Origin of the sequence: Streptomyces sp. NPDC058741, assembly GCF_042746715.1 — a bacterium.
Lineage (GTDB): Bacteria > Actinomycetota > Actinomycetes > Streptomycetales > Streptomycetaceae > Streptomyces.
Window position 1 is genome coordinate 1 of the sequence record NZ_JBHYQH010000080.1, and the last position, 13,772, is coordinate 13,772.

At 68.6% G+C, this 13,772-nt stretch carries 10 protein-coding genes and 1 pseudogene; 6 read left to right on the forward strand and 5 right to left on the reverse strand.

The window, feature by feature from the left end:
* Positions 1 to 106: 106 nt before the first annotated feature.
* The 3 genes and pseudogenes from ACFW6P_RS31570 to ACFW6P_RS31580 form a co-directional block, all read right to left on the reverse strand.
* Positions 107 to 1,132 (reverse strand): annotated as a pseudogene (locus ACFW6P_RS31570) (UvrD-helicase domain-containing protein); the annotation flags it as partial.
* A 36-nt stretch (positions 1,133 to 1,168) separates the two neighbouring features.
* On the reverse strand, positions 1,169 to 2,422 hold the full coding sequence (locus tag ACFW6P_RS31575; protein WP_386425689.1) for an McrC family protein: 1,254 nt from the start codon (positions 2,420 to 2,422) through the stop codon (positions 1,169 to 1,171).
* On the reverse strand, positions 2,419 to 4,233 hold the full coding sequence (locus ACFW6P_RS31580) for a DUF4357 domain-containing protein (RefSeq protein WP_386425692.1): 1,815 nt from the start codon (positions 4,231 to 4,233) through the stop codon (positions 2,419 to 2,421). The genes ACFW6P_RS31575 and ACFW6P_RS31580 overlap by 4 nt, the downstream gene beginning before the upstream one ends.
* A gap of 132 nt (positions 4,234 to 4,365) precedes the next feature.
* Between ACFW6P_RS31580 and ACFW6P_RS31585 the strand changes: the two genes are divergently transcribed.
* The 6 genes from ACFW6P_RS31585 (at position 4,366) to ACFW6P_RS31610 (ending at position 10,978) form a co-directional block, all read left to right on the forward strand.
* On the forward strand, positions 4,366 to 5,991 hold the full coding sequence (locus ACFW6P_RS31585) for a sigma-70 family RNA polymerase sigma factor (protein WP_386425694.1): 1,626 nt from the start codon (positions 4,366 to 4,368) through the stop codon (positions 5,989 to 5,991).
* A 73-nt stretch (positions 5,992 to 6,064) separates the two neighbouring features.
* The gene (locus ACFW6P_RS31590; protein ID WP_386425697.1) at positions 6,065 to 7,930 is read left to right on the forward strand and encodes a hypothetical protein; all 1,866 of its coding nucleotides are present in this window, start codon (positions 6,065 to 6,067) and stop codon (positions 7,928 to 7,930) included.
* Between the two features lie 4 nt (positions 7,931 to 7,934).
* Complete coding sequence (locus tag ACFW6P_RS31595) at positions 7,935 to 8,258, forward strand: hypothetical protein (protein WP_386425699.1); 324 nt, start codon at positions 7,935 to 7,937, stop codon at positions 8,256 to 8,258.
* Positions 8,259 to 8,367: 109 nt separating this feature from the next.
* Entirely contained in the window at positions 8,368 to 9,072 is a 705-nt protein-coding gene (locus ACFW6P_RS31600; protein WP_386425702.1) for a hypothetical protein, read from the forward strand.
* Between the two features lie 152 nt (positions 9,073 to 9,224).
* Positions 9,225 to 10,415: a helix-turn-helix domain-containing protein gene (locus tag ACFW6P_RS31605; protein ID WP_386425704.1), complete on the forward strand. Its 1,191-nt coding sequence runs from the start codon at positions 9,225 to 9,227 to the stop codon at positions 10,413 to 10,415.
* Positions 10,416 to 10,423: 8 nt separating this feature from the next.
* Complete coding sequence (locus ACFW6P_RS31610) at positions 10,424 to 10,978, forward strand: hypothetical protein (RefSeq protein ID WP_386425707.1); 555 nt, start codon at positions 10,424 to 10,426, stop codon at positions 10,976 to 10,978.
* 23 nt (positions 10,979 to 11,001) lie between these two features.
* Here ACFW6P_RS31610 and ACFW6P_RS31615 read toward each other — a convergent pair whose 3' ends face one another.
* Positions 11,002 to 13,101: a DUF262 domain-containing protein gene (locus ACFW6P_RS31615; RefSeq protein WP_386425710.1), complete on the reverse strand. Its 2,100-nt coding sequence runs from the start codon at positions 13,099 to 13,101 to the stop codon at positions 11,002 to 11,004.
* A 259-nt stretch (positions 13,102 to 13,360) separates the two neighbouring features.
* Positions 13,361 to 13,772 (reverse strand): hypothetical protein (locus tag ACFW6P_RS31620; RefSeq protein ID WP_386425712.1); only part of this gene is annotated, 412 nt, incomplete at its 5' end.

The window sequence follows — 13,772 nt, forward strand, 5'->3', positions numbered from 1 at the left end:
CGACATCTCGAAGCGTGGAGAACGGCCGCCTCCGCTGTCCCGGAAATAACCGCAGGTCAGCAGGTCGGGTGACCTGCGACGTTAAACGTCAAGCTGAGTCGGCGCGCACGATGCCGTTCGCGAAGGCGTCCACCGTCGTCACGTCCACTCGTGCCAACTGCTCCTCGCCTTCGTCGAGGAGCAGACCCAGCATGTCGCGCAGTCCGGTGGCGAGCGCGTTCGTGTAGGTGGTGAGGAGGATTCGGCCGTCCTCGGAGCGGCCGAGTAGATGCTTGACCCGGTGCAGGGCGGCCACCGTCTTGCCCGTGCCGGGTCCGCCGGTGACCTGGACGGGGCCACCGTACGAGGCACGGTAGGCGACGCGCCGCTGGGAGGGATGGAGGAAGACCCTCCAAGCGGCGAAGGGCTTCTCCAGGATCTCCTCCAGTTTCTGCGGCCCGCTGACCAGCCGGATGCGCGCCGACGTGTTGGCGATCACCGTGGCCAGGTCCTCGACCGGCTCGGCGGGTGCGTCGGAGGGGCGGCGGACAGCCACGACATCCCGGTAGACGTCTTCCGGGCTGAACCCTTCGGCGAGGTACTGGAGCACCTCCAGTTGGTCCTCCGGCAGGAGGGTGGAGAAGGCATCCAGTTGAGCCTTGTCCATCAGGGAACGCGCGGCGCGCAGCACCTGGTCGTCGATACCGAGTTCTCGCAGGGTGCCGTCGGAGACATCCGCGAACAGCAGCCGTGAAGCGGTGCGTGCGGCCGTCTCGTACAACGGTGTCAGCTCGTCCAGTGCGACGGCGTTGCGCACCTCCAGGGCCCTGGTTGCAGAGTTCGCGCTGTAAAGGCGCTTCGCCGCCCAGGTGTAGGCGTCGTCGTGTGGCAGGACGTTGACCAGTAGAAACGTGTCGCTGCCGTCGTCAGGCGCGAGGACGACGCCCCGCCAGAAGTCGGTGATGCGAATGGTGCGCATCCGAGCGTCCCGGGCCTTCTCCACGGACTCCAGGTGCAGTCCCTTGTCCGCGTTGAGTTCGGCGACGGTCATGGCCTGGAACTTCGCCATGGCCTTGCGCACTCCGGCTCGGACCGGCTTCTCAAGGGTGTCGTAGCCGTCCCGGAAACTCTGGGCGAAGGCGAGCCGGGGCATGAGGTCTCTTCCTTTCTGCCGGACGGTTCTTCATGATCACGGAGAGAGACCGCTCCCGGCCAGCCGTCCGGCGATCTGCCGAACGGCCGTGAGAAGTTCTTCTGGTTCGCGGGAGAGGTCGAGGGCGTGCTGGTAGAGCCGGACTCCCCTGCCGTCCTGTCCCGCCGCCGTTCCCCGCACTTCGTATATGCGCTCGGGCTGTCGCCCGGCGGCGTACACCAGGTGTGCTTCGCGCAGACCGAGCACGGTGGCGTAGGCAAGGGCCTGGTAGAGGTCGGAGTTGAGGAGTCCGTCGGCCTGCTCCACCTTGTACTTGGCGTCGGCCACGGCGAGCGGGGTCCGGCCGTCTCCGGTTCGCACCACCAGGTCGGGGCGTATCCGTACGAGGCCCGCGACGTCGAGGTGGTGAGAATCCTGGAGGCGCGCGGTCAGTCCGTGTTCCCGAAGAGCCTCCCGCAGGGCGACCGTGATGAAGTCCTCGAACAGCTTGTTCATGTCGAAGAGGAAGCCGTCCACTGCAAGAGGCTCTGCCCCGGCCTGCCGATGCTCCGGCGAGCTGCCGCGCAGGACGGCCTCGGCGAGCCGTAACGCGGGCTGGTAACGGGAGTTGAGGCGTGACGGCCGCCAATCCGGCAGTTCTTGCCCCCGTGTCAGCGGCTGAGCGTCGGCCAGTCGTACCCGTTGATGCGCGAGACGCCGGCGGACGGGACCGGGAACGCCCGGCAACCGCAGCAACCGCTCAATCGCGGCGCGCAGGACGCGGTTCTCGGCGGTGTCGGCGGTGTACGCGTCGTAGGCGATCTCCACGGGCGGCGTACGGCCGAAGTGCCGCCGGATCTGTTCGGCCTCACGCAGCCTGCCGCGCACCACGAGCGCGACTTCCTCCACGTGCCGGTAGCCCTGGAGGACCCCTTGCCGCAGCGCCCGGTCGATCTGCCGCTCCACGGCGTGCGCGAGTGCGGGGACGACGTCGTCGTACGCGCCGATGTCGACGGTGCCCTCCCCGCTGTCACGCCAGGCGCCGGCCGGATCGAGGCTGAAGCCGAGGAGGAAGAAGAGCCGGCTCACCGGCGTCTTGGGCATGATCCGGACCACCGGACCGCCGGACACGCGTGCGGCGCCGACCCGGCTGCCCGCACGCAGCAGCCAGTGCCCGCTCCGGCCGGGGTCGGGGGTCGCGCTCTGCAGGATGCCGGAGGCGGCCAGCGCCCGCCCGGCCTCAGTACTCAGTTGGACGGAGACGGCCGGCCCGTACTCGCGCAGCGACACCTCGGGCCCGGGCGAGGTCACGGGAGCTGCTCGCGCAGGGAATCGAGACCGTAGCGGGCCGTCACGTCGAGGCCCTCGCCGTAGTGGTGTTCCTCCATCAGGGGCAGGATTTTCGTGCGCCACACCCGTTCGAGGCCGCCGTCGCGGTACACGCCCGGCTTCATCAGGTAGGACGGCCCGATGGCGAAGTCGGCGTCGTCGATTCGGGCGTTGAGTGCGTCGAGGAGGCGGGCGGGTTCCGGTTCCCTGCCCTCGCGCCGCAGCCAGCGCGCGAGGAGGCCGGCGGTCGGCTCGGTGCGCGGGGACAGTTCCACGAACGCGAATCGACGGCGCATCGCCGCGTCCACCAGGGCGATCGACCGGTCGGCGGTGTTCATGGTCCCGATCACGAAGAGGTTGGGCGGCAGTGCGAAATCGTCCCCGGAGTAGGTGAGACGGACCGACCTCGTCCGGTACTCCAGGAGGAAGTACAGCTCACCGAAGACCTTCGCCAGGTTGGCACGGTTGATCTCGTCGATGATCAGGAAGTGCGGGATGTGCCGGTTGCCCTCGCGCGAGGCGAGATCGGCGAGTTCCCGGAGCGGTCCCGCCGTCAGCCGGAAGGCCACCTCCCTCGTCTCGGGGTCCTCCACGGGCCGGAACCCCTCGAAGAAGTCCTCGTAGGCGTACGAGGGATGGAACTGCACGATCTTGACCTGCTCCGGACCGCCACCGAAGTACTCGGCCAGCTTCAGCGCCAGATAGGTCTTGCCGGTCCCCGGCGGGCCGTAGAACACCACCTGCCGTTCGTCGACGAGGAGTTCACGCAACTCCTCCAGCCAGGCCAGGTCATGGACGAGGAGGTCGGCGGCGAGGGCCTCGGTGATGCGCGGCAGGGACAGCTCTCGCTGAGCCGGCCGCTCCACGACGGAGTGCTCGCCGGAGGCCGGGTTTGTGTGTTCCTTCTGCCCGGTGAGCTCCTCGAGCGCTTCCAACACACCGGTCAGGTCGACGACGTCATGCTGAACCGACAGCTTCTGCTGCACTTCCTCCGGCAGTTCCTCGTACGCGTGGCTCCGCGGCAGCCAGTCGACGGTCCTTCGCAGATTGGACAATCCGCCCGGTGACGAGGTCTGTACGGCTTCCCCGGTGATGCGCCCGATGTGCAGCCATCCGTCGCCGATGGTCGCGACGGTGTCGCCGACGCGTATCTGCGTCAGGAAGGCGTGCAGTTCGTCGACGAGCCCTCGCTTCTGGTTGTATGAGGCAGCCCCCTCGTATCCCTCCTCCACGAAGCGGCGCAGTGTGCTCTTGGTCGGATCGGTCTCTTCCAGGGGCGGCAGATGCGCGGCCGCGAGCGAGACGAAGCCCTCCTTCAGCCACAGTTGCCGCACCAGGTTGTGCCCGGAGACATTGGAGCCCCGCACCAGCCACGCCTTGCGCGGGGCGCGCCAGCCGGTGGACAGGTAGTCGGCGAGAGGGTGGCCCTCCGCGGTGCGCCACGACTCGGGGCCGGAGGCGTCGTAGCCGTACACGAGCGCGGCGGCGGCCGATGAGGAGTTGCACTCGATGTCCCGGGTCGCCACCCAGCGGCGTGGTGCCTGTGGAAGGCCCGGATCGGCGGGAGCGTCGACAAGGGCTCCGCTCGCGCGCAGTTTCGCGCGAATGCGGCGGGCGTGGTCGCCGAGTCCGGGCCATGCCTCGGCGGCGACCAGCGAACCCTCCCGCAGGAGGAACTTGTGGGTGCCGTTGCCACCGAACTCGGCGAGCAGGTGCCCGCGCGCCTCACCACTGTCCTTGGGCAGCTTGACGTGGAACTCAGGTGTATTGGGCAGGAGTTCGGGTTGGGACACGGGTGACCTTCCGGAGTGCGCGAGGCCTGCGCTGACACTCCCTCACCTTACCTGTTGACACCGTCAAATGACCCTCGAACGGGTTAACGAATCATAAGACTGTGTTGACGGTGTAAACGTGCCGGTTCTGCAGTGCTGGTCGTGCCCGGCCGACTCTTCGCCGGGACCCCGGGCGCTCGAACGCTCAAGTGGGGGGGCGCTATGGGTGGGGAGTCGGCGGTCGAGGCAAGACGACGCACGATTGAGGCGGAGTTGCCGTCGGTCATCGAAAGGCTGAGACGTTCCGCGTCTTCCTCCGGTCTTGTGAGTCATCGGGCCTTCGCCCTGGAAGCGGACAGGCTCGGCCTCACCAACGATGAACAGCAGCGCAGGCTGCGCCATGGGCTCGCAGCTGTCGGTCTGCGCGTGAAGCCCTCGCGCCGGAAGAGGTGTCGGACCTCCGCCGCGGAGCTTGCCGCCGTGTCAGGCCCGCAAAGCGCCCGGCCCGTGTCGTCGGCGGGGGCGCAGCCGGGGGCTGCCCCTGAGCCTGCTCCCGTTCCCAGCGAAGCGGCCGCACGGCTGGCCCGGGCCCGGCTGATGCTGGCCCGCTATGCCGACTCCGATGGCGCGGTCGGCAAGCTCGCCCACGACGGCGTCGTACGGCTCCACGGACTCAGCCCCGCCGAAGCGCGGGAGCTGACCGCCGATCTTCCTGTCACCCGCCCCCGTCCGCTCGGCGCGTCAGCCCAGGCGGTGACAGGCGGTCGGACGCGGCCCGCGGTGTCAGCGTCCCCCGTGGCGAGTCACATGCAGGCGAAGCCGCTAATCGGCAAGAAGCACACCCACCCCGCACTTTCCCTCGCGGACGACAGGTTGTCCGACGCGGTCCGCGCGGCCCGGGAGGTGATGGAAGATGACCGATGGCGGCGGGATCTCAGCAAGGTGCTGCTCAAGGCGGAGGAGGAAGTGGGCCTCGCCGTGCTCCTTCGTGGCGGTGCCCACGACCTCGGCCGTGACATCCCGGAGGAGGAGATCGCGGCACTGCCCCGCGACGGCGAGCGGTGGCGTGCGTACGAGTGCCTCGTCCGGCACAACCAGCGGCTGGTGTACAAGATCGCGCTGGGTCACCAGGGGCGCGGACTCGAGACGGAGGACCTCGCTCAGCACGGAACCGTCGGACTGCTGCGTGCGATCCGCAGGTTCGACGCCACCAAGGGCTACAAGCTGTCGACCTATGCGACCTGGTGGATCAAGCAGGCCATGACGCGGGCCATCGCCGACGAGGGCACCTTGATCCGGCTTCCGGCGTACGTCCACGAAAAGGTCAGCAAGGTCGCGGTGGCCGAGCGCAGGCTTCTCGGCGAAGGCCGTCCGAGGAGCATCGACAACGTGGCCTACGCGACCGGTCTCACCTTCGCCGAGGTGGAGGAGGTGCGCCGGATCAGCCGTCCCACCGATTCCCTGGACCGGATCATCGGGGACGACCTTGCACTCGGTGACCTGATCATCGGACCCAGCCGGCTGCCCGGACCTCCCGTCGTGCTGATCCGCAAGGAGTTCCAGGAACGCCTGCGGCACGTCCTGGAACATCTCACCGAGCGCGAGCGCCACGTTCTCGTCCGGCGCACCGGTCTCGACGGTGACGACCCGGACACGCTGGACACCATCGGCGCTGTCTTCGGCGTCACCCGCGAGCGCATCCGCCAGATCGAACCGAAGGCCAAGGCGAAGTTCCACGGCCAGCTCATCCGCCACGGCCTCCTTCCTCCGCTCGCCTGAGCCGGCCGCACATCACGGCGTGCCACCACGCTGTTGCCTCCTCACGCCCCATCCGAAGTGAAGGATCCCGCACATGGACCCGCGCCAGGAGCTGGTCGACTACCTCACCCGCCAGCTCGTCGGCCCCGCCGGCGACGAGGACGAGGTGCTCGACGCCCCGCCGGACCGGCAGTACCTCATGGGCACCCTCTACCCGCAACAGGCGGACCTCCAGCGGCAGCTCGCCCTCGCGGCCGACGATCCCGAGGCGCCGGGCGCCGAGGAGGACGCCCCCGATGTGAGCCCGGCCGCCGACCCGGTCCCGGAGACCAACAGCTGGCTGCCCGCGTCCCTCGGCCTCAGCTTCTACACCGACGCGGTCCGCATCGAGGTGAGCTGCACCGCCGCTCGCTACGAGACCCAGCGGAACGAGTCCGGGCGCGGGCGCCGTTGGCAGCGCGTCCCCCTTCCGTCCGAGACGCACACGATCGGCCCCGACCGGAAGGAGGTGTTCGTCCTCGACGGCCGGGCGAAGGTCCAGGTGACCCGACGCTCCTACGGCGCCGGCACGTTGATCACCGTGGCCCTGATCAACGAGAAACACCACGACGGCTCCGGAGGCAAGGCGCCGAGCTGGGACGACATGCTGTTCCAGTGCGGGCTCACCGTCCGCCCCGCCGACGGGTCCGTGCTGCCCGACCCCAGCGTCCGGCTCGCCAGCCGCGACCCGGAAGAGCGCGAACTGCGCCTGCAGTACCGGCACGTGGTGACGCACGCCGTCGGCCACGGCTGTGCCGTGCGGGAAGAGGGCGGCGAGGACGGCGCCGTGGCCGCCCTCGCCTGTGAGGTCCTGCCGCGCGCCGAGGTGCCCGCCATCAGGGCCGGCGGCCCGCTGGACGCCCCCGCGCTCACCCTTTCCCACCTGGCCGACCCCACCGTCGACAGGAATCAGCTCCGCGAGGAGCTGGCAGAGTTCGCCGCCTCCTACCATGCCTGGTACGTGGGCCAGCGCTCCGTGAAGGTACCGGCCTGGGGCCGGGAGGCCGCGGAACGGAACCTGGACCGCGTCCGCCAGGCGGTCACCCGCATCGAGGCGGGGGTCCGCACCCTGTGCGACCCCGGCCGCCCCGAACTCCTCGACGCCTTCCGCATCGCACAGCGCGCCATGCTGCTCCAGATGCGGCACTCCGCCCCCGACCAGGCCGGTGAGCGGCGCCACCGCTCGGACCCCGTGGCCCTCGACCCGCCCGTCGACCCCGACGCCACCTGGCGCCCCTTCCAGCTAGCTTTCTTCCTCCTGGCCCTCGACGGTGTCGCCGACCCCGGCCACCGCGATCGCGGGACCACCGACCTGATCTGGTTCCCCACCGGCGGCGGCAAGACGGAGGCGTACCTGCTCCTGGCAGCCTTCACCATCGCCCTGCGCAGGATCCGCGGCGAGGGCGGCGGCACCGCCGTGCTCAGCCGCTACACCCTCAGCCTGCTCACCACCCAGCAGTTCCAGCGCGCCGCCACCACCATCTGCGCACTGGAACACCTGCGCCGCACCGAACCGGGCCTCGGCCTCGGTGACGAGCCGATCACCAGGCCAGGACCTCTCCCCGGGCTTCTACCGGCTCGTCCGCCTCGCCGCCGCCTCGGTGACAGTCTTCGCCGACGAGTGCCAGCGCCTCACCGAGACCAACTCGACCCTCACCGAGATCACCGGCGCCCTCGGCCGCTCCACCGGACGGGTCGAGGTCGCCGGCAACCACCGCAACACCCGCGAGATCGCCTCCCTCGCCGAACACTTCCGCACTGGCGGCCCTCAGCCCGAGATACCCCTCCGCAGTGGCTCTCTGCCCGTGATCCGCCACTACTCCGGCAGTCAGGACCTCGTCGACGACATCGCCACCGCGGCGACCCGGCAGCCGAGGCACCGCATCGGCGTCATCGTCAACTCACTGCGCACCGGGGCTGATCTGATGCGACGCCTGGAGCGGGCCGGCCTCGCCCACGAACCTCAGCTCTACAGCTCGGCGGCCCCCTCAGGCCGCTACCGCGACCTCGATCTCGACCGCCCCGGCGTTGTCGTCGTCCACCGCGCCAGCGCCAAGGGACTCGACTTCGACACCGTCGTCATCGCCGACGCCGAGTCGGACTCCGCAACCGACCCCACGGCGGCGACCCTGCGTATGGCCTACTACGTCATGATCACCCGCGCCCGGCAGCGGCTGGTCCTGGGCTGGCAGGGCTCCCGGCTGCCGCGGCATCTGGAAGGGCTGCACGGGTGGACGCAGATGCGGTGACGGGACGACCGGGGCCGTGGGCGTGCGATGAAGCCGGCCCCGTTTCGAGATGGAGTGATGTGCGGTGAGTGACTTCCGAACATCGCGATTCGAGAGGACAGAAACCCTGATGAGCCAGACCGATGACGCCAAGAACCGGATCCAGCAGGTCCTCGACAAGGCGTTGGTAGCCCAGCAGCCGCTGGCGAAGAAACACGTCGAGCGCCTGCGGCGGGTCCACCCCGACGACACTCCTCAGCAGTTGATCCGCCGGTTGGACCGCTACTACCTCGCAGGGGTCACCACTTCCGGGGGAGCGTCCGGCGCGGCGGGAATAGTGCCCGGCGCCGGGATCCCCACGGCTCTGGCCGATGTGGTGGTCTTCACGGAGGCATCGGTGCTGTACACACTGTCGCTGGCCGAGGTGCACGGCCTGCATCCCGAGGATGTCGAGCGACGCAGGCTCCTGGTCCTGACCGTCCTCCTCGGCGACAAAGCGGTGCGGCTGCTGGACAAAGCCGTCGGGCGCACCGGCCCCTACTGGGCACGGCGCATCGTCAGTGCGATTCCCATGAGCGCGATCAACCGGGCCAACAAGCTGCTGGGCCCGCGGTTCATCACCAAGTACGGGACCAAGCAGGGGGTCCTGGTGCTGAGCAAGCAGGTGCCGCTCGGTGTCGGTGCCGCGCTCGGCGCCGGCGGTAACCATCTCTTCGGGCGACTGACGATCAGATCCGCACGCGCCATCTTCGGGCAGCCCCCGTCGAACTGGGTCGGCGATGACCGTGAGGACGCGGAGCCCGTCGGTCCGGGCTCAGGGGGTTCGGCCCCGTGACGTCGGTTTCAGTTGGCCGATGGACGGCGGGACAGGAAGGCTTAGATGAGGTGGCCGGGGTGCTGAGGACGACGATCGCCGGGAGCCACCGCGAGCCGGACCGCACACGCGGGCACGTTGCGATTTTCGCAAGCCGTCGGTACGGTAGGCGAATGGCTGATACTGTGATCGACCGTGTACGCAAGGTTATGGGTGCAGCCTCCCTGTCCCAGGCCGCGTTCGCCGAGCGGGTCGGATTGTCGCCGGACAAACTCTCCAAGTCGCTCAGCGGTGTGCGCCGCTTCAGCTCCCTGGATCTCGCCCGTATCGCGGAAGTCACCGACACGACGGTGGACTACCTACTCAGTGGACGCGAGCCGGTGCGCCCCCGCTCCGCCGCCCGTCCTGCCGGGACGGTGGCCGAGGGGGCCTGCTGGGCCGAGATCGAGGCGCTCGCCTGCCGCTTCCAGACCGCCTACGAGGTCCTCGAACTACTCGACCGCCCCCGCTCGATTCCCGACCTGCCCGCACCTCGCCCGGAGCTCGAACGATACGTCGACCAAGGGGAACGCCTCGCGGCCGACCTCACGGAACACCTCGCGCGGCGAGGGGCGGAATCGCCCGCCGGCATGGACCTTCCAGCCCTTACCCGGCTTCTTGCGGAGCACTGCGGAATCGATGTGGCGCTCGTCGAGTTCCCTTCTCAGGCAGCCCTGTCCGGCGCGACGTGGCAGTCCGACGCTTTCCGTATCGTTCTGCTCGCGACCACCCAGGAGTGGACCCGGGCTCGCTTCACCCTGGCCCACGAGGTCGGACACCTCCTGGCGTGCGACGCCCAGGATCTGCGCGCCGACGCGACACCGCAGCCGGGCAGGCAGAAGGACTACACGGAGGTGCGGGCCAACGTCTTCGCCGCCCACTTCCTGATGCCCGAAGCCGTAGTACGGAATGCCTGGGAGCGCACGGTCACTGACCCGCAAGCCCCGACGGATGCCGAACTCAGCGACCTCGTCGTCACCTTCAAGGTCTCTCCGAGTGCGCTGGCCGCGCGGCTGCATCGGCTCGGTCTTCTCGACACTGCCCGCCGTGACCGGTTCCGCGGCTTCACCACCGAGATCTGTCACGTCCTCGCGGGGCGGCTCGACGACCACTACCGGCATCGGGCTGAATCAGCGGTGGCCCGCCCGCCGCTCGTCCCGATGGCGGAGCTGCTCGCCGCGTACGAGGCCGGCGAGACGACCCTCCGCCCGCTGGCCGCTTACCTGGGCCGCACCGTCGACGACTTGAGAGCCATAGTCGAACCCGCGCGCGCCGCGCGCCCCCTGCCGGAGGACGAGAAGGGCGATCCGGTATTCCAGCCATGACAGGTTCCTTGGATTCGTCCAGCCGCGTCAGCCTCTTCCCCGACAACACGGTCCTGTGCAACTTCGGCAGCGTGGGACGCCTGGATCTGCTCCGCAAGGTGCTCGACGGCTGCGGCCGCTGGACCGAAGCGGTGGCGGAGGAAGCCCGCCGCTCCGCCACCTACGTACGCGACCTCGCCCGGCTCCGCGCCGAAGGCTGGCTGGGTGAGCCGATCGAACTGTGCACCGAGGCCGAGATCGCCCTCGCGGACCGGCTGCGCCGCGCGGTCTTCGGCGGCGGCCAGACCGAGCCCCTACGGCACCTCGGTGAAGCCGAAACTCTCGCCCTCATCCAGACAAGGCAGGAGTTCGCCGGGGCCGTCTGGATCACGGACGACCGCGACGCGGGCGAGTACGCCATCGCACGCGGCATCCCCGTCAAGAACACCGTCACTCTCATGCGCGAGGCCGCCGTGTCCGGGCAGATCCACCACACCGAAGGGCATCGTCTCCTCCTCGCCATGATCGCCGGCGGCCGACACATCCGCGGGGTCCGGGAGTGTGCCGAGCGGCTGCTGGACTGAAGGGCGAGCACGGTTCGATGAGTTCAGCTCTCTTCGGACAGAGCAGCTCTCAGGTCGGCCAGGGAGACCTGCCCTTCCGGGGTGTCGGCAAGCCAGAAAGTCCAGCCGTTGGTCCCGGCACCGGCCGCATTGGCGGCTCCGGAGGGCGTGTCGTGGATCTGGCCGTCGAGGACGATGCGTCCCTGGTCGTCGATGGCGGCTACGTGGTCGTACTCCTCCCATGAGGGCGTGAGGACGGTGCCCACATTGATCAGACCGGCGTCCAGCAGCTCGGACAGTTTGATCCGGCGAGAGGGGACTCGGCTTGTCGAACGCTGTTCGGGCACGAGGGCCGGCACGTCGTAGACGGGGTGGTAGGAGGGGCTTTCCAGCTGCCCGAAAGCATCCCGGACCACCTGCGCCATCAGAGTGCGGCGAGTGGTGAGGAAGGTTTCGTAGTCCATTGACGGCCAGTCGTCCGGCAGGGCGTGCAGATAGCGCTGGCGGGCCATGACGTCGGCAGGAATCCTCTTGGCGGCCAGCTGTGCGGGCCAGTACTGCGTCGGCGCCTGGTCGGAGATGGCGATGTTGTCGCTCCACTCCAGCAGGGCCATGTTGGCGATCTGGTTGATGCGCGCGCTGGTGGTGACGCCGAGGGACTTCTGCAGATACTTGCGCGGGAAGAGGTGATGCCGCTCGACCCCCTTGCGCGCGAGGATGGCCGGGTCGAGCCGGGTGCGTACCTTGATGGTGGACAGGAGCACGTCCGCGTCCAGAATGTTCAGAGCCGCGATGTAGGCGAGCAGGGCGGGCGACTTCGCGGCGGAGCTGTTGAGTGTGTTGGGCAGGGTGATGCTCCAGAAGTCCGAGGTGAGGGTTTCTCGGACGACCCGATCGAGGGCGGTGGTGAAGCCGTGCGCGTCCCGGGGTGTGAGGTTCCGCAGCAGCGCGAGATCCTGCTCCATCTGGGACTCCACCGACCCGGAGTAGCGGCCGGTGAGCTGTGCCATGAAGAACCAGCGCGCGATGACGGAGCGGAGCTGGTCGATGGGGACGCCGTAGCGGACGCGGCCGATCAGCCAGAGCGCGTAGCTGTAGAGGAGCGTGTTCTGGCTTGAGATCATCTTCTCGCCGCGGAAGCCCGCGTGTTCCAGGCAGAGGAAGAACTCGTGCCAGTGTTTGAGGTCGAGGACGTGCTCTTGTGCCTGCTGCAGTTGTGCGAAGCGTTCCTCTCGCCGTGCGGGGGACAGCTTGCCGGTGGTGTCTCGGCCTCGCAGGGCGGCGTACACCTGCTTGAGCACGGCGGAGTCCAGGCCGACGGCCGCGACCACGCGCAACAGCTGGGGCGGCTTTGGCCTGATGTACCAGTTGAAGGGTGATGCGCCGTGGAGAGCGGGGGTTCGCGAGTGCCGGCAGAAGTCCTCCAGAGCGCGGCGCCCTTCCTCCCAGAAGACGGAGGTGAGCGTGAGAATGAAGTCTGCCTGGTCGAGCTTCACACCTTCACTGTTGATGCGGACGAAGATCTCCGCGACCTGCTCTTCGTCGATGTCGGCCGAGAGCACAACACCTTTGAACGGGTAGCTCTCGAGGTCGTGAAGGCGGTCCAGTGCATCCTGGATCCGGTCTTCCTCGACCTCGGGAAGGGAACGCTTGTCCCTCAGCCGGGTAAGGAAGTCACGGATGACCTTGCGGCGTCCTGTGGCGGTGTCCCACAGGACGCTGATGTCCGGGAGGTACTCGGGGTCTTTCTCGATCGCCGCGTCCGTGACGGCGAAGGTGGCGTCTGAAGGCCGAAAGGCAAGCCGGATGCGCGTCGAACGGTAGTCCTCCCTCAGCACGGGGGTGCCGGTCATGGCCGCGAAGAGTGAGGTGAGGCGCTGCTGGCCGTCGACGATGAGCCGGCGAGCCGCCTCCGGTTTGGACCCTTCGCCGATCTGCCGGGCACCGGGTTCGACCCCGGTTTCCCAGAAGAGCAGGTAGCCGACCGGGAACCCCTTGTACATGGAGTCGAACAACTCACGCGCCTTGGCCGGTTCCCACACATAGGGCCGTTGCAGGTCGGGCAGGGCGATCTCACCGCGACGGATGTCGGTGATCAGATCGGCTACCTGGTGGGTGGTGTCTTTGAACAGCACGGTGGCCATCGGCCGGGCCTCCTTGGAGCGGTGAGGAAGGGGAAACGGAGGACTGCGGGATCAGTCGGTCATGGTCAGGAACGCTCTGGACACGTTTCCGGTACTTCCTCTCGAACTGGTTCGGCTACTTTTAGTTCCACTTCCGCCCTGGTGACCCGGCCGCGCGCCCTGTAGACGAACCACTTCACCTCCCCCCCCCACGAGGCGTTGACCAGGCCGCAGGCCACGGTCTCCACCCGGCCCCTAGTCGTGAGCGACCCTAACCCTGTCAAGCACGGGGCTGCGGGGGCCGATGCCGCCAGTACTGGTGAACTTTCAAGACCTCGTAACTCCATATCATCTGTTGCTGGGTGGGCGTGCCGGGGCACGGCAGTCCGAGCTGTTCCGCGATGACCGGGAAACGTGGGTGCATCTGCCGGTCGCCGACCGTGACGAGCGCTGAGAGAAGGGGCTCTCCGTCCTGGCGTTCCTCGTCCACCAGCCACAGGACGACACTCTCGTCGTCCCGGTGAAGCCGCGGCAGCGCGGGGAAGCGTTTGCGCATCCGGGACCAGCTTGTGGTCGCGCCCAGGTGGGCGGTCTGCTCTAGACGAGTGAGTCCTATGTCTGGGCTGGTGCGCGGGCATGAAGAGAGGGCGTTCAAGATCATGTTGTGACGCAAGACCTGAACACCCTCTTGA

Excerpts from the sequence above, each read along its gene's own strand:
- ACFW6P_RS31600 (WP_386425702.1), top strand. The coding sequence starts at position 8,368 with ATGAGCCAGACCGATGACGCCAAGAACCGGATCCAGCAGGTCCTCGAC.
- ACFW6P_RS31615 (WP_386425710.1), bottom strand. The coding sequence starts at position 13,101 with ATGGCCACCGTGCTGTTCAAAGACACCACCCACCAGGTAGCCGATCTG.
- ACFW6P_RS31595 (WP_386425699.1), top strand. The coding sequence starts at position 7,935 with ATGCGACGCCTGGAGCGGGCCGGCCTCGCCCACGAACCTCAGCTCTAC.
- ACFW6P_RS31590 (WP_386425697.1), top strand. The coding sequence starts at position 6,065 with ATGGACCCGCGCCAGGAGCTGGTCGACTACCTCACCCGCCAGCTCGTC.
- ACFW6P_RS31605 (WP_386425704.1), top strand. The coding sequence starts at position 9,225 with ATGGCTGATACTGTGATCGACCGTGTACGCAAGGTTATGGGTGCAGCC.